At 69.4% G+C, this 15,124-nt stretch carries 15 protein-coding genes and 2 pseudogenes; 6 read left to right on the top strand and 11 right to left on the bottom strand.

What is annotated here, in order from left to right:
- The first annotated feature begins 30 nt into the window (after window positions 1–30).
- From ACFVUY_RS21345 to ACFVUY_RS21335, 3 genes are all read left to right on the top strand, one after another.
- Complete coding sequence (locus tag ACFVUY_RS21345) at window positions 31–162, top strand: hypothetical protein (RefSeq protein WP_387691089.1); 132 nt, start codon at window positions 31–33, stop codon at window positions 160–162.
- Window positions 126–584: a Rieske (2Fe-2S) protein gene (locus tag ACFVUY_RS21340; RefSeq protein WP_387691235.1), complete on the top strand. Its 459-nt coding sequence runs from the start codon at window positions 126–128 to the stop codon at window positions 582–584. The genes ACFVUY_RS21345 and ACFVUY_RS21340 overlap by 37 nt, the downstream gene beginning before the upstream one ends.
- A 108-nt stretch (window positions 585–692) precedes the next feature.
- Window positions 693–1,703 carry a YihY/virulence factor BrkB family protein gene (locus tag ACFVUY_RS21335; RefSeq protein WP_387691087.1) on the top strand — a complete coding sequence of 337 codons (1,011 nt, stop codon included), beginning with the start codon at window positions 693–695 and terminating at the stop codon, window positions 1,701–1,703.
- 281 nt (window positions 1,704–1,984) lie between these two features.
- Here the strand turns inward: ACFVUY_RS21335 and ACFVUY_RS21330 are convergent.
- The 6 genes and pseudogenes from ACFVUY_RS21330 to ACFVUY_RS21305 form a co-directional block, all read right to left on the bottom strand.
- Window positions 1,985–2,302, bottom strand: a pseudogene (locus ACFVUY_RS21330) (transposase); the annotation flags it as partial.
- Window positions 2,303–2,447: 145 nt separating this feature from the next.
- The gene (locus ACFVUY_RS21325; protein ID WP_387732009.1) at window positions 2,448–3,542 is read right to left on the bottom strand and encodes a radical SAM protein; all 1,095 of its coding nucleotides are present in this window, start codon (window positions 3,540–3,542) and stop codon (window positions 2,448–2,450) included.
- 16 nt (window positions 3,543–3,558) lie between these two features.
- The gene (locus ACFVUY_RS21320) at window positions 3,559–4,674 is read right to left on the bottom strand and encodes a radical SAM protein (RefSeq protein WP_387732006.1); all 1,116 of its coding nucleotides are present in this window, start codon (window positions 4,672–4,674) and stop codon (window positions 3,559–3,561) included.
- Window positions 4,671–5,453 (bottom strand): nucleotidyltransferase domain-containing protein, encoded by a 783-nt coding sequence (locus ACFVUY_RS21315; protein WP_387732003.1) that lies wholly within the window; start codon window positions 5,451–5,453, stop codon window positions 4,671–4,673. The genes ACFVUY_RS21320 and ACFVUY_RS21315 overlap by 4 nt, the downstream gene beginning before the upstream one ends.
- The gene (locus ACFVUY_RS21310; protein WP_387691079.1) at window positions 5,450–6,880 is read right to left on the bottom strand and encodes an FAD-dependent oxidoreductase; all 1,431 of its coding nucleotides are present in this window, start codon (window positions 6,878–6,880) and stop codon (window positions 5,450–5,452) included. Before ACFVUY_RS21310 ends, ACFVUY_RS21315 begins: the two co-directional genes overlap by 4 nt.
- Window positions 6,877–7,833: a hypothetical protein gene (locus tag ACFVUY_RS21305; protein WP_387732000.1), complete on the bottom strand. Its 957-nt coding sequence runs from the start codon at window positions 7,831–7,833 to the stop codon at window positions 6,877–6,879. Before ACFVUY_RS21305 ends, ACFVUY_RS21310 begins: the two co-directional genes overlap by 4 nt.
- Before the next feature lie 435 nt (window positions 7,834–8,268).
- On the opposite strand from ACFVUY_RS21305, the gene ACFVUY_RS21300 reads away from it, so the two are divergent.
- Both ACFVUY_RS21300 and ACFVUY_RS21295 read left to right on the top strand, forming a co-directional pair.
- Entirely contained in the window at window positions 8,269–9,126 is an 858-nt protein-coding gene (locus ACFVUY_RS21300; RefSeq protein ID WP_387691076.1) for a helix-turn-helix domain-containing protein, read from the top strand.
- Window positions 9,123–9,620: a DUF397 domain-containing protein gene (locus tag ACFVUY_RS21295; protein WP_387691074.1), complete on the top strand. Its 498-nt coding sequence runs from the start codon at window positions 9,123–9,125 to the stop codon at window positions 9,618–9,620. The genes ACFVUY_RS21300 and ACFVUY_RS21295 overlap by 4 nt, the downstream gene beginning before the upstream one ends.
- A gap of 270 nt (window positions 9,621–9,890) precedes the next feature.
- Here ACFVUY_RS21295 and ACFVUY_RS21290 read toward each other — a convergent pair.
- The 5 genes and pseudogenes from ACFVUY_RS21290 to ACFVUY_RS21270 form a co-directional block, all read right to left on the bottom strand.
- A pseudogene (locus ACFVUY_RS21290) lies at window positions 9,891–10,721 on the bottom strand (hypothetical protein).
- A 3-nt stretch (window positions 10,722–10,724) separates the two neighbouring features.
- A complete protein-coding gene (locus ACFVUY_RS21285; protein ID WP_387731998.1) occupies window positions 10,725–11,573 on the bottom strand; it encodes a hypothetical protein in 849 nt (282 codons plus the stop codon).
- Window positions 11,554–12,399 (bottom strand): aldo/keto reductase, encoded by an 846-nt coding sequence (locus tag ACFVUY_RS21280; protein ID WP_387731995.1) that lies wholly within the window; start codon window positions 12,397–12,399, stop codon window positions 11,554–11,556. The genes ACFVUY_RS21285 and ACFVUY_RS21280 overlap by 20 nt, the downstream gene beginning before the upstream one ends.
- The gene (locus ACFVUY_RS21275) at window positions 12,396–13,586 is read right to left on the bottom strand and encodes a cupin domain-containing protein (protein WP_387731992.1); all 1,191 of its coding nucleotides are present in this window, start codon (window positions 13,584–13,586) and stop codon (window positions 12,396–12,398) included. Before ACFVUY_RS21275 ends, ACFVUY_RS21280 begins: the two co-directional genes overlap by 4 nt.
- Window positions 13,587–13,599: 13 nt before the next feature.
- Window positions 13,600–13,740: a hypothetical protein gene (locus ACFVUY_RS21270; RefSeq protein ID WP_387691066.1), complete on the bottom strand. Its 141-nt coding sequence runs from the start codon at window positions 13,738–13,740 to the stop codon at window positions 13,600–13,602.
- 318 nt (window positions 13,741–14,058) lie between these two features.
- Here ACFVUY_RS21270 and ACFVUY_RS21265 point away from each other — a divergent pair, with 318 nt between their 5' ends.
- Window positions 14,059–15,096 carry an NAD-dependent epimerase/dehydratase family protein gene (locus ACFVUY_RS21265; RefSeq protein ID WP_387731989.1) on the top strand — a complete coding sequence of 346 codons (1,038 nt, stop codon included), beginning with the start codon at window positions 14,059–14,061 and terminating at the stop codon, window positions 15,094–15,096.
- Window positions 15,097–15,124: the final 28 nt, after the last annotated feature.

The raw sequence follows: 15,124 nt of genomic DNA, 5'->3' as shown, positions 1-15,124 counted from the left end.
CGCCCGCCAGCCACGGCGCACCGAGGAACCGTGAGCACCCCCGCCCTCGACACCCTGCCGTTCTACTGCCCCGTCCCGGCCGCCATCCATCCGGAGGCCGACGCCGTCGAGCAACGGGCCCAAGCCTGGGTCGACGCGCCCGCGGCCGACTGCTCGGCCTAACGGGGCTTGCCGCCATCTCGGGCGGCGGCGTCCTCGGCGGCCACCTGGCCTACGGACAGGCCGCCGGCCCCAACCGGGCTGCCACCGCGCCCCGACTCGCGCCCACCGACTGGGGCCGACTCGGCCCGGTCGACGACTTCCCACCGGGCGAACCCGTCCGCAGGATAGCCGGCGACCTGCCCGTGGTCGTCGTCCGCGAGGGCGAGCGCTGCCACGTGCTCGCGGAGCGCTGCGCCCACCTGTCCGGCCCGCTCGCGGACGGCACAGTGGCCGACGGCTGCCTGCGCTGCCCGTGGCACGGCAGCGAGTTCCGCCTGCGTGACGGCGAGGTCGCGAGCGGCCCTGCCACCTCGCCGCAGCCAGTGTTCGAGACCCGATTGCTCTCCGGGCACCTGGAGGCACGACTGCCCGGCGCCGGCTGACCAGCCGTCCACGTCCACACGGTGTACGGACCGGCCCAATGGGCAGACGCATCCACGCGGGCCCGATCCGTGGCCGATCCGCGCGCCCGCCACGCGGAGGAGGACGACATGAACCCGGTCGAACGCGCACTGCGCTCGGTGGACGGCTACCAGCAGCGCCACCGGCCCACCGCCATGATCCTCGGCGTGATCAAGAAGTACGGCGACGACCGCGGCGGACTACTCGCCGCGCTCATCACCTACTACGGCTTCCTCTCCCTGATCCCGCTGCTCCTCCTGCTCAGCACCGTCCTCGGATTCGTCCTGCACGGCAGCCCCGGCGCACAGCAGTCCGTCCTCAACTCCGCCCTGGCCGACTTCCCGATCATCGGCGACCAACTCCGCCAGAACGTCCACTCCCTCCAGGGAAGTGGGTTCGCCCTGGCCGTCGGCATGCTGTTCATGCTCTACGGAGCACTCGGCATCGCGCAGGTGCTCCAGCACGCCATGGCCGAGATCTGGAACGTCCCCGGCGTGCGCCGGCCGGGCTACTGGCCGCGCCTGGTCCGCAGCCTCCTGCTCCTGCTCGTGCTCGGCTCCGGCCTGGTAGTCGGCACCGGGGCCGCATCGGTCGTCGCTGCCTCCCTCGGCGGGCCCGCCGCCCGCATCGGCGGTCTGATCGTCTCCGCGCTCCTGAACGCCGCCCTGTGCCTGGCCTGCTTCCGCGTGCTCACCCCCCGGGTGATCCCCACGCGCGCGCTATGGCCGGGCTGCGCGGTCGCGGGCCCGCTGTTCACCGTCCTCCAGGCCTTCGGCTCCCTGCTCGTCGTGCACGAGCTGCGCCACGCCGGGCAGGTCTACGGCTTCTTCGCCACCGTGATCGGCCTGCTCTCCTGGCTCTTCCTGGCTGCGGAGATCACCGTGTACGCCGCCGAGACCAACGTCGTCCTCGCCCGCCGCCTGTGGCCGCGCAGCCTGCTCCAGCCGCCGCTCACCGACGCCGACGAACAGGTGCTGAGCGCGATCGCCCACCAAGAGGAACGCCGCCCCGAACAGCAAGTCGACGTCGCCTTCAACGACGACGACCCACGACCGGGCGCCAACGACGACGGAACCGCGGGTCGACCCCACGGAGGATGACGACCCCCGCCGCCCTGCCGGATGCGAGGATCCGGGGATCGCACGGTCAGAACCGTGCTGGCCGACGATTGACCTCATACCAGGAACAGCCGGGGACGATCCGTACACAAGATCGAGCCCGCCATCACGCAGAGCCGGGGCAGCGGCCAAGGGGGCAGTGTGCTGGCGCTCGCGGCCTGACCGCCAGCCGACCCGCTCGCCTCACACGTGGCGGGTATCGGGGACGGTGTCAGCGGCGGGGGTGGCCGGCCGCGCCGAAGGCGGGCTACCGTCCCGCGCCCAGGGCGCGGATCCCGCCCGTCCGCCACCCGGACCCGCTCGCGCAGTGACTCGTGGACCCGGTTCCACATGCCGTCGGCCGTCCAGGCGCGGAACCACCGGTAGGCCACGTCCCACGGGGCGAGGTCGTGCGGCACCAGCCGCCACGCACACCCGCTGACCAACACGTACAACACGGTGTCCACGACCAGCCTGCGCGGGAACTTCAACGACCGCCCTCCCCGACGCGGATCCCGCTCCGGCAGCAGAGGCTCGATCACCAGCCACTGGGCATCCGCCAACGACGAGTCGCAGGAAGGCTTGCACGCGCAGACACGCATGGCGGTGATCGTCGCGGACGCCTCGCCCGCGACGATCACCGCCAGTGCATCACGCCACGGAGTTGATCAATTACCCAACGCTTTCTCAGGCCCGAAGGTCCGCACGCCCCGGTGGGCGTGCGGACCTTGTTCGGCGTCTGGTTGCTCAGCGCAGGTCGACGAGGCGGTGCTCGGTTCCCTTCGGGTCGGCGGGCATGGACCACAGCGGGCAGACCGGGATGGTGGTGCGGTCGCAGTCGCTGCTGGTCAGGGTCTTCTGCAGGTGGTCGTACGCCGCGCAGCCGCCTCCGCAGGTGGAGCTGTGCGAACAGGTGCGACAGTTGGCGGAGATGGTGTTCACGAGGGTGAGTTCGCTGATCCCGTCCTGGAGGCGGGGGTGGATCGCTCCGTCGCGGAATTCGCCGTAATGGAGTTCGGTGTCGAAGAACGCCGAGCAGATGTACACCCTGCCGTCGGGGAAGATCGCGAGGCGTTCGAGGTTTCGGGCGGTGCAGCCGCCGTAGCCGGCGGCCCGCAGGGCGGGGAGCTGGTCGGCGGTGGCGAACGCGGGCGGGTAGAAGACGCGCACGCGGCGGCCGGCCGAGGCTTCGCGGATCTGGCGGCACAGCTGCACCCACTCGTCCGGGGGGATCTGGAGGTGGGGCTTGTCCAGGCCCAGACCGGTGGGAGTGAAGTAGTGGAAGGAGAGCATCTCCAGGCCGATGGAGTCGGCGAGGTCGATGGCGTCGAACACGTCAGCCCGGTTCGCAGTGGTGACGGTGAAGATGGCGCGGGTCTGGAAGCCGTCGGCGACGGCGCGTTTCATGCTGGTGAGCAGGGGCCGCCAGGTCTTCTCGCCGCGCATCTGCTCGTGGGTCTCCTGGCGGGCGCCGTCCATGGAGAAGGAGAAGGAGTCGAGGCAGCCCTGCAGCAGGGGCCAGGTCTTCGGGGGGATGAGGCCGTTGGAGGTCAGGACCACCTTGTAGCCCTGCTTCTTGCAGATGTCGAGGATGTCGCCGAACCGGGGGTGGGTGGTGGGCTCACCGCCCAGGAGGTAGACCTTGTACTGGCCGTAGGCGACGCGCAGGCTGGAGAGGATGTCCTCGACCATGGCGGGGGTCATGCGCCGCTCGGCGTCGAGTCGGGTCCCCATGTAGCAGTGCTTGCAGCGTAGTTGGCATTTCTCGGTGATGTAGAGGAACAGGAACGGTTCCTTGGCCGCGGTGGCATGCCCGGCGGCGTGTACGAGGGTGTCGGTCACGGTCTCGTCTCCCTGGTCAGCGCAGGACGTGCAGCGAGTCGGCTTCGCGGGCGCCCCAGGCGGAGACCGTCCACAGGATGCACAGCGGGGTGGTGTCGCGGTCGCAGGAGTAGAAGTCCTCATCCTTGTAGGCGGGGATCTGGGAGTAGGCGGGGCAGCCGCCGCCGCAGGTCTCCGTGTTGGGGCAGCCGGTGCACACCGGGTCGGCGATGAGGTAGGCGTTGAGTTCGTTGTTCGGGTCGGGGTTGAGGACGAGCCGGTCGCCGTCGAAGGTGGCGTAGTGCCGGCCGTCGTCCATGAAGACGGGGCAGGCGAAGACGGTGCCGTCCGGGTAGACGTGCGGGCGGTCGAGGGTGCGGGCGGGGCAGCCCGGGTATCCGCGGTCGAACCACGCCTCCTGGTCGTCCGCCTTCACGAAGGTCGGCGGATAGTAGACCGCCAGGCGCGGCTCGGGCGGGAAGGCTTCGATCTCGGCGCAGAATTCCATCCACTCGGTGGGGCTGAGCGGTTGGAGGAAGCGGCCTCCGTTGCCGGTCTTGCCGAGGTTGTGGAAGCTGAGGGTGTGGGCGCCGAGTTCGGCGAGGAAGGGGACGAGGTCGAGGGCACGCTCGCGGTTGGTCTGCGAGACGGTGCACATCACGCGGACCTGGTAGCCGAGTTCGCGGGCCTGGGCGATGTGGCGAACGACCTTGTCGTAGTTGGTGGGGTTGCCGCGGATCTTGCGGTGGATGAGCGGGTCGGCGGACTCCAGGGAGAAGTTGAAGCTGTTCAGGGTGCCCGGGGGGATCTTGTCGAACAGGTCGTCGTCGAAGTCGCCGTTGCTGCTGATGGTGACCTGGTAGCCGCGATTGCGGCCCTCGGTGACGATCGTGGGCAGCTCGGGGTGCATGGTGGGCTCGCCGCCGAGGAGGTAGAGCTTGTCGTGGCCTCCGGTGATCCGGAAGTAATCCATGATCTTGACGGCCTGCTCGACGCTCATGGTGTTGGCGGCGTTGAGGCGGTCGTTGCCCACGTAGCAGGTCTTGCACCGCAGGCTGCAGGCGGTGGTGGGGTAGAGGAAGACGAACCGTTCGCGGGTCTGCCGGTAGATCGGCAGGCGGGTGGTGGGCATGCCGAGGGAGACGGCGGTCATCGGTGTCCTTCCGGTTCAAAGTGGAGGAAGGCGAGGCACTGAGCGGTCAGGGGTGCCGTGAGGGTGTCGGCGGCGGGCAGCGGGCAGCCGATGCCGTCAAGAGCCGGGGAGGTGACGGGGCCGGCATGGTGCAGGGCTTCGAACCGGGCGGGCAGCTCGGTGCCGAACCAGCGTTCCAGGCCGATGCCGACAGGTGTGTCGGTCCAGGCCACGGTGGCGGCACGGGACTGCCACAGGTCGGCGAGCCGCTGTTGGGGGCTGCCGGGAGGCAGTCGCAGCCGGCCTTTGTGTTCCTGGATCCGGGGCATCGGCCAAGCGGAAAAGTAGGCCGCAGCCCGGGCTTCGAGCGCCGGCAGGAGGCCCGCCGGGTCGTGGACGGCGATCTTCGGGTCGGCGAGGAACTTGAGAACCACGTCGCCCTTGCGGAACACCGACAGGGGGCAGTCGGCGAGGTAACAGGCGGACCGCTGAACCGCCGGCACGGCTGCGATGCAGTCTTCCGTGAAGGCCAGCAGGGTGTTCAGGGTTCCGAGGGTGAGGATTTCTCCGCAGTGGTCGAAGTCGAGGCCGGCGGCCTGGTGGACCTGGCGCAGGCGTTCGGCGAAGAGCCGTTCCCGCTCGTGGTCGCTGCGGACGGTGATGACGAATTGGTCGATGTCGCTGGTCGGCTTGTTGCTGCCGCGTGCGTACGAGCCGCCGACGAAGGAGCACAGGAGGTTGCCGCCGAAGGTCTCGACGGCGGCTCGGCTGGCCTCCGTGACGGCGAGGGGGGCGGTCACGCGGCCAGCCCGGTGGAACGGCCAGGACGGCCCGTGATCGCTTCGGCTGCAGCAAGCCCGCCGACCGCGGCCTGGAGGATGCCCTGGGCAAGGCCGGTGCAGTCGCCGGCCGCGTACAGACCGGGGGCCGTGGTCTCCAGGCCGTCGGTGAGCTTCAGCTCGTCCCAGAGGTTCTCCAGCTCGAGGCCGATCACCGCGACCTGGGAGGCGATACGGCCGGGCAGTGCGCCGCCGGTGAAGTAGGCCATCAGGTCTTCGAAGGCATCGCACAGAGCGGTGTGGATGTCCTGGGGCAGGATGCCCGCGAGGTCGGCGACCTGGTAGTCGCGCAGCGAGGGGTGGAAGCCGCTGAGTCTGGCGAACTGCTCAAGTTCCTTGCAGGCGAGGGAACGGCTGCGGAAGTCGGGATACCACTGGAGGACGGGCTTGCCCGGCCGGTCGGTCCTCAGTGCCCGGTACGGGACGAGGAGGTTCTCGTCGACCCAGGCGGTGGTGCGCGGGCTGCCGTCAGAGGCTCGAAGCTGCGCGAGGAGGGCGAAGTTCGCCGTACTGCCCCTCTTCGCCTCGGGGATGACGTGGCCGTCGAGGAGAGTGTGCTCGCCGTAGTCCGTGAACTTGATCCGGCCGCCCCCCGGACCGGCGCAGAAGCAGAACGTCTTGATTTTCACGCCGTTGGTGACGATGGTGGTCTTGAAGTCCTCGTGGATGTCGGACCCGCGCTGCAGCAGTGCGGTCGGGGCCTCGAAGCGGACTCCCACGGAGGGAGCGGGTGCGGAGAACGAAACTCCGAGGCCGCGGAGGGTCTGCTGCCACCAGCGCTGGCCCCGCCGTCCGACCGCGACCACGACCGAACTCGCGTGCACAAACTCGCTGCTGCCGGACCGGCCGACGACTTCGGCCCGCCACGCTTGTCCGAGCGGCTGGAGGCAGCTGACCTGTGTCTGCATCCGTAACTCGGTGCCAGGAGCGGTGGTGATCCGACGGTGGAGCCGTTCGATCAGCGTCCGGACGTGCGCCGCGCTGAGCGAGGCCACCGGGTAGTCCTTGACCGTGAACGGTCCGAGGGCGGGGAGGGCTCCGTGGAAGGCGGGCAGGTCCTCCTCGCCGCACAGCCTCCGCAGCGCCCGATCGGCGAGTTCTTCGGCTCGGTCAGCGCCGAGGAGTTCGGCCAGCCGCCGGCCGCTGGGGAACCGCGAGAGCTTGACCCCGTCTCCGTAGTGGATCGAGCCGCCGAAGCCGGAGATCACGTTGCAGATGCCCTGGCAGCCGTTGCAGGAGCGCAGGAGATCCACCGGGCAGGTGCGACGCAGGTGGGTGCGGCCGGCATCGACCAGCAACACCCGGGACCCGTTCTCAGTGAGGCGATCGGCGGCGATCAGCCCAGCGGGGCCGGCGCCGATCACCAGCGTGTCGACGATCGTGGTCAACTGTGCCCTCCGTACTGGTTCTCGATCCAGAAGGAAGCAGCGCGAGCTGCCTCGACAGCCGGCCGGTTGGCGTCCTCGATGAGGTCGGTCACGGCCGGGTGGTGCAGGTGCTGGTAGTTCGAGCGGTCGTGCAGGACGGGCGTCGCGCACAGGTCGATGACCAGCGATCGGGCTGCGGAATCCGCGAGGCGCGCGATGTGGTCGCGATACTGGGGCGTGAGCCCGGAGGTCGCGAGCACCAGGTCGAAGCCGCTGTCCCGTACGGTGTCGGGTAGTTCTGTGATCCGCAGAACGGTCGCCTTGGCGGCGCCGGACCGCAGGAGTCGGCGAAGCTTCTTGGGGCTTCGGGTCAAGACGAAGACTCGGCGGTCGTCGCCGAGTTCATGTGCGACGGCTTGGGCGAGCATGCCGCCGCCGACGATGACCAGGTTGCGCGAGTGGGTGGCCGACGCGTCCAGCAGCGTTCGGACAAGGTCGCGGTAGTCGAGCCGGGCCCGGAGTCCGAACCGGCGCCGTGCCTGACTGGCCAGCAGGAGTACCTCTGCCCCCACCGGTCGAAGAGGGTGGCCAGCGGGCAGCCGGTCGAAGGCCGAGTGAACCTGCTGGAAGACGAACTGCTCCCCGAGGATCAGGGACATCGCGCCAGCGGCGATCCGGGCCAACCGGGAAGCTGCGGCCTCGTGGCCGGCGATCCGTCGGCTGAGCCGGATCGAGAACGGCGCGGTGACCGCTTTCGCGGGCTCGGCCTCGTACCACTCGACGCGGTGGCAGGTTTGCAACAAGAGCCCGGTTGGCGAGTCCGTGCCGACCACGCCGTCCAACCGCGGAATTGATGCTTCCAGTTCCTCCAGCGAATGGGTAGTGACGTCGTTGAAGGCGCACCACGCGATCCGACTTATGGTGCCTGCCGAGCCGATCCTGTCGTCACGCGTGGGATCAGCAATCTGGGCCATGAGTACCTCCTCAGTTCCAGTGGTCCGGCGCAGGCGAGTCTGCTCCGCGTCAGCCGTTCCGTACGGAGGCCGGAACCGGTCAGCCGCTTCAGCACAGCGCAGGAGATGACGGGGGTTTCGGGCGACCAGCCGTGCACCTCGTCGGGAATGTGCGGTGAGCGGTGGACCGGCCGCTGCCCGGATTTGCCGCGCGGCTGACCAGAGCGCTTTCAGGTGGGTCGCTGACTCGAAGGGGCCAGGACCAAGGCATGCCGAAGTGGAGGTGCGCCACTGGCCAAGGCGGCCTGCGCCGAGCAGACACTGACCGCATCACGATGATGGCGCTGCGTCAGATTGATGGCAAGTCTTCGTGATTGGAAAATTTTTCCTACTCGACAGGCTGCATGAGAGCTGAGGGGCTTACCCACTACGATCAACCTGACCCTGGAGGTGCTGATGGCCGACCAACCCAACCCCCGACGTCGGCGGCTCGGCGCGGAGGTGCGCCACCGGCGGCAGGAACTCGGATGGTCGCTGGACGCGGCCGCCACGCAGCTCGGCTACAGATCAGCGAGCACCGTCCACAAGATCGAGTCCGGCGACCAGCAGATCACCCTCCAGAAGCTCCCGCACCTCTTGGCCGTCCTCGGGATCACCGACCCGGCTGCCCAGGCGTTCTGGAACGAGCTGGTCCTCAGCGCAAACAGCAGCGACTGGAAGGAACGGTTCCCAGGCGACGCCGATGACCCTTTCGGGAACTACTACACCGACATTGAACTCGCCTCGTCGGCCTTCCTCTGGTCACCGACAGCACCACACGGACTACTCCAGGAAACGCTTACCGAGCGCACGATCATCGAGGCCGGCCGCGCCTGGGACAACGAGTCCGACGTCGATCGCTTCGTCGCCGTGCGCTCCGAACTCCGCAAGCGGGTTCTCTCCCGACAGCCACCACTGGTGATCACGTCAGTGCTCACCGAAGGCCAACTCCGGCAAGAGATCGGAGGACGCGCCGGGCTGCACCAACAGATCAAACACCTCGCCACGCTGGCCAGAAGCAGCCCTGTGATCACCATCCTGGTGATCCCGTTCTCTGTCGGGGCGCACGCCGGGATAGACGGGCCGTTCATGTTGATGACGTTTCCGACCGGCCGCACGAGCGTCACCATCGAGGGCAGGCGCGCCGCCCTGCACATCCACGAGACCGATGTCGTCAGCGAGTACCAGCGCGTTAGCGAACACCTCACAGACGACGCGCTGTCGCCCGAGAAGTCACTCGCCTTCCTAGATCAACTCGCCGAGGAATACGCATGACCCCCCACCACCCCGACTCCGTCACGGCAAATCTCACCGCTGGTTGGCTGGCCCAACAACTCGCAGCAGCCCACTGGCAATCCGCAAGCACCGGCGGCTCCAACTGCGTTGAGGTTGCCCGGCTGCCCCAGGCGATCACAGCGATCCGCGACTCGCTCAACCCACAGCAAGAGCCCCTCGTTCTCTCTGACCAGAAGTTCGAGGATTTCGCCCACACCATCATCAACGGCAAGCTCCGCATGGCTACTCATCTGTGCGCTGACCCCATCACGGCAGACACCAAAAACGAGCTTCCGCGAGGCTGGCTGGCTCAGCAACTTGCGGGAGCACAGTGGCAATCGGCGAGCACCAACGACTCCGACTGCATCGAGACCGCCTTCCTGCCCCGCGCAATCACCGCTTTCCGTGACCGGCGCAAAAATTCCTTGATCTTCGCAGCCTCCGAAATCAACGACTTCGCCGACGGCCTCGCTAACGGAAGATTCCACAGATAGCCCCCTGCCGCGGGCTTTTCTCCAACGGGCCTCGTCGCCCTGTGGTTGGACTGGGCCCGCGGGTCGTCGCTGTTGCGGTAGGCCGGTCCGATGATGTCCAGGACAGCGGCGTGCCACTCGGTGACTCTCTCCCGCTTCGTAGGCGGCGTCGATGGGCGTCAGCTCGCGCCAGCCTCGCTCCTTCGCGCTGGCGATGTCCTCGGCGTCGTGCCTACGCGGAGGGCGCACAGTGGGCTCCATGCCTACTCCTTCCGACGGTGCGGGTGGCGTTCAACCTGCTTGAAGAGCGTGGACCACCCGCGCGGCCTCCCGGCGCGCGGGCCCCGCTCGCGGGTCGTGCGGGCCCGCGTGCGGCCCAACGATCTTCGCCATCGCACAGAGCTGCATCAGCATTCCGTCCCGGCTCTCAAGGTCTGCCCGGCGCTACCGCCTGACTCGCTCCGCGAGTGCCGGTACGGCGAGAGAGGCGGCGTACAGCGACGCCGCGTCGAGTCCGCGTGGCGCCATTCCCCAGTCCTCTCAGTCGAACAGGCAGAACTCGTCGGGGCCGGTGATGTTCGCCCAGTTCAAGTCCGCGTGGGCAAGGCACCACAGTTCCGCCCTGGTGTCGTGCTCTCCGGGGAAGGCAGCCCCGATCGTGTCGGCGATCAGCTTCCGGGTGATCTGCTCGGTGTCCGGAGTCGCCGTCCGGGCCGTGCGCCGCTCGGCAAGTGCGTTCAGCGAGGCGTTCAGCGAGCACCACCACCCCTCCGGCAGCTCCGGGTCGACGGTCACCACCGCGGCCCCGACCGGGCCGTCCGGCAGCAGCGAGGTCTCGTCCACCCGCCAGATCGCCTGGTCTCGTGGGTCATGCCACGTTGCCGACCCGGACCAGCGGGGCATCGCAACGCCGACCAGTGCTGCGGCGGCTTCTGCTCCGCCCCAGCCCTGTTCGAGGGCTCGCGCCCACGGCCGCCGTTCCACCCGGACCCAGCTGCCTCGGTCGGTGGGCACTCCGACCGTCCGGCGCTTGCGCACCATACCGGTTCGGTCCAGCCGCGTGTCGAGGTGCTGCTCGGCCTGGACCAGTACGTGCTCGACAGGGTCGTGCCGTAGGTCCACGGCCTACCGGACGGGTCCGGGGGTGGCGGCCTGCGGCGGGGTGATCCCGGTCAGCTCGCGTGCCTGGTCGGCGAGCAGAGGTGTCAGGTCGGGGTAGTAGCCGCGGTCGGCGGCCTGGAGCATCTCCGCGAGGGCGATCAGCTGGCCGACACGTCCGGCGGGGGTGTCGAGAATGTCGGCGAACTCCTCGCGGGTCCGCTCGGCGGCCTCGGGGACGAGAAGGCTGCTGACCCACAGGACGGCGGGGTCGTAGCCGACCGGGACCAGGCCCCAGCGTTCCCAGTCGAGGATCATGAGCGGCCTGGCGGTCAGGTTGGCCCACTGCAGGTCGCCGTGGCCGGTGACCCGCTCGATGCTCGCGGGGGCCGGGATGCCGAGGTACTTCGGGAAGGCCTCTTCGACCCATGCCTGGCGCGGGGTGGTCTTCGTGCCGGGTGCCTGTGCGAGGCCAGCCAGCGCGTCTTTCAGCGCGGTCCACCAGCCGTTGTCCAGGCCGGGGTCGTGGCGAAGGTCCTGGGTGGTGGAGACCGCAGGGTCTACCAGGTCGAAGACGTCAGCCTGGTAGAACCAGCCGGCTTCGGTCCAGTCCGTGGTGTCGTGGAGCCGGGGTCGGGGAACGGAGGCGGGGACGAGCTGTTCCGCGCCGAGGGCGCCCTGGCCGGTCGGCCGGGGCGCCCGGTGGCGGCTGCTTCTGGAGACGCGGAGCCAGGTGTTCTCGGCCCGGCGGCCGACGGTGGTGCCGGAGGTGCCGAAGGTCGGCGGTCCGGTGCACACGAGGCCGAGGAACGCGGCGGCCTTCTGGTGTGCTGCTGTAAGGCTGTGCCGGGTTTCGTCATCCGGTTGAAAGGACATCGAGCACCGTCCTGAGTCGCTCGTCGGGGATCGGTTCGGCTAGAGCCGCCCTGGCATCGTCCCAGTGGCGCCGGGTGCTGGTCGAGGCGAGGACCACGTCCAGCGCCGGGCACGCTCCGACGACCTGGAACGCGGCGGCGTGTGGAGTCGATCGCTGAGCGATCAGGTTCACCAGTTCGGGTGTCATCAGGCTCGGCAGTTCGCCGCCGTGCAGTGGGGCGGACCCGAAGGTGGTGACCCCGGCGTCGCGCGCGTGGATCAGCGGCCCGTCACCGTCGAGGGCCAAAGCGAGAGGCTCGGCCATGACGAGGCTGACCGGCATCTGCACACCGGCGAGGTGGTGGTCCGTCGATCCCGCGGCGTCCCGGGCCAACCCGGTCAGCTCGGCGACGGTGAACGCCTGCTCGGTGAAGCCGGACCAGGTGGCCACGCCGTAGCCCCCGATGCGGCCAGCGGCCGCGAACTCTTCCAGCACCGCGAAGGCGGCCCGGAGGGTGTGGTGCAACTGCTTCCGGTTGTGGCTCAACCGCTCGGGGTTGTGGACGAAGACGAGGTCGGCGCGGCCGAGGACGGCGAGCGATTCCTCGGTCTGGGTGCGGACGTCCTCTGGGGCGAGGCTGTGGCGGCCGTCCGGGTGGAATCCGGTCTTCGTCGTCACCCTGGCGTCCGGGTGGTCGGCGAGGGCGGAAGCGAGGTCGTGATGGGTCTGGCCGTGGGCGTAGTTGGGGGCGGTGTCGATCCATCGGGCTCCGGCCCTGAGGGCGGTGCGCGCCGCCTCGCCGGCGGCGCGCACCCGGTAGGTCCCCAGGCCGAGGACGGGGCTCATCGGCTGGCCTCGACGACGGCGAGGGCCTGGCCCCGGACGAGGGCATTCAGCAGGTCGGCCATGTCCGCGGCCTTCAGGCCGGCGGCGTCGGCGAGTTCGCCGATGGTGGAGGCTTCCCCGGTCAGCAGGATCTGCAGAGCGGGGGCGGCGCGCTCGGCGAAGTCCCACGCGGTACCGGCGGCGGACAGGGTGACGGTTCCGGTTCCCGGGTTGCGGGTGAGTTCGGCGCGCGCGGCGGTGATCCGGACCGTGATCGACCTGTCCGGGGGAAGCGAGTTCACGTAGGGCAGGGACGGGGCCGGGCGGCCGAAGTGGGTGGTGCCGGTGGACCTGGCCCAGTGGTCGATCAGATCGGGATCCGACAGTGCGGTGAGCACCGCGGTCCGTAGATCGGTCAGGTAGGCGGCCTTCTCGGTCGGCGAGGCGTGGAGCGGGACGTCCGTCCGTACGGCCGAGCTCTCGTGCAGCTCGTCCACCAGCCAACCGAGGAGGATGGCGCCGGTCTGGGCGACGAGTCCGAAGGTGAGGTGGAGCGATTCGGTCCCTTGGTCGGCGGTGACGCTGTGCCACCATCCGCGCGGCAGGTACAGGACGTCGCCCGGGTGGAGGACGAAGTCCGCGACCGGCTCGCCCTCGGGTTCCTGCGGGGCTTCCACGTCGCGGAAGGTTGGGGCCTGCCGGGTGGGTTCCCACAGCCGCCAGTGCTTCGCCCCATACTGCTGGACTACGACCACCGCGTGGTCGTCCCAGTGCCGGCCGAAGCCCTCCTGCTCGGTCCACGAGGCGTACACGTTGGTCTGCACCGACGTGCCGATGAAGCGCTCCAGCGCTTCGGCAGCGGCGCGGATCGGCGGGTGGATCTCGTCGATCGCGTCCACGACGAGGGAGGCGCCTTCGGCGAGCTGGGCGTGGAGCTGGGCGGGGTGCAGCCGGTTCCAGGTCACCCCGCGCCGGTTGGTGCTCGGGGTCGAGTACCGGCCGACCGCGACGGCCTGCCCGTCCATCGACAGCCGTAGCCTCGGCGGGTCGAGACGATGGGTGGCGAGGATCGAGTTCAGATCGTCCCACGACAGGAGTGGAGCGGTGTCGGCGTCTTCTGCGGGGAAGACGGCGTAGGAGCGGTGCAGCGCCTGGGTGAGGAACCGGTCCCCACCCAGGCGCGCCACCCACGAGGCGGTCTCAGGCATCGTGGGCGGTCTCTCAGGTGTCGTTCTGGTCGGACCGGCCGCCGGTGTTGTCGGACGGTACGTCGGCCCGGGAACGCGCGGCCCTGATGCCGCGGACGGCGACCAGCAGGCCGCCTTCCTCCTTCGGCTGAACCGTGGGTGCGGTGCTCTCCATCGGGTCTCCTCTCGCTGAATCGTGCTCGGCCTTCCGGGGAATCGGAAGGGAGCGCGGCGGTCCTCACGGACGACGTGTCCGGCACCGTCTCAGGGCGCCGGAGAGCGCCTTGCTCCGATCGGGCCGCCGAGCGCCCCAGTCTTCCGAGCTGCTCGTGACAGGGCCATGCCCTCTGCCTGTCATCTCGGCGGTCTGTTCGCACGGGAGTGTCACCGGGGTGTCATCTTCGCCACGATCATGCTCGCGACCTGCGGTGTCTCGACTACGTCGCAGTGGTGGACTGGCCAACGGACGCCTGTTCTCGGCAGGATTCCGGGCATGAATATCTTGGTGGTCGGCGGTGGCTGGTTTCTGGGCAAGGCCGTTGTCGAGGAGGCGCTAGCACGCGGCTGGGCCGTGACGACGTTCAACCGGGGCCGGTCCGGTGTGGTGCTACCCGGTGTGCGGCAGGTGCTCGGCGACCGTACGTCGTCCGAGGATCTGGCCCGACTCGCGGCACAGGGCCCGTGGGACGCAGTGATCGACACCTCTGCCGCTGAGCAGCCGCCGCGGGTGGTGTTGGCGGGGGCGAGGGCGCTGGAGAGCGCGACCGAGCGCTACGTCTACGTCTCGACGGTGTCGGTGTACGCCGGTTGGCCGGACCACCCGCTGGCGGTGGGCGATCGGCTGATGGACGGCCCTGCCGACGCCGACAGCGAGTACGGCAAGGACCCGGAGGGTTGGCTGGGCCCGAATCTTCACTACGGGCGCCAGAAGGCGGGCGGCGAGCGGGCGGTGCTCGCAGCTTTCGGTGAACAGCGGTCGTGGCTGCTTCGTCCCGGGGTGATCCTCGGCCCCGGCGAGTATGTCGGCCGGCTCCCGTGGTGGCTTCGGCGTGCCGAGCGCGGCGGGCAGATCCTGGCTCCCGGGTCGGCAGGCAAGGGAATCCAGCCGGTCGACGTCCGCGATGTCGCGCACTTCGCCGTCGAGCTTGCCGAGCGCCCTGGCGGCGGGGTCCACAACGTGACCGCACCGATCGGACGGGACACGATGGCCAGCTTCCTTCAGGCGTGCGTAGAGGCCACGGGCGGCCGGGGCGAGCTGCGCTGGGTTCCGGACAGGGTCCTGCTGGAGCACAGCGTCCGGCAGTGGACGGAGCTGCCGCTGTGGCGGACGAACGATGGCGTCTGGCTTGTCGACTCCAGCTCGGCGTACGCCGCAGGATTCGTTTGCCGTCCCCTTGAGGAGACGGTGCGGGACACCTGGGAGTGGCTCCAGGCCGGCAATGTGCCGGTTCCGCATCCCCGGGCATCCGCCCACGGAATTGACGCGGACCGGGAACGAACGATCCTTGCCGCTGCCAGTTCCTTGCGGTGAAGGAAAGCGGGGTGGGGCGGACCGGCAC

The organism is Kitasatospora sp. NPDC058063 (assembly GCF_042885395.1).
GTDB classification, from domain to species: Bacteria; Actinomycetota; Actinomycetes; order Streptomycetales; family Streptomycetaceae; genus Kitasatospora; species Kitasatospora lactacystinica.
Note: the sequence above shows the minus strand (reverse complement) of the source record. Positions and strands in the feature narration are given on the sequence as shown.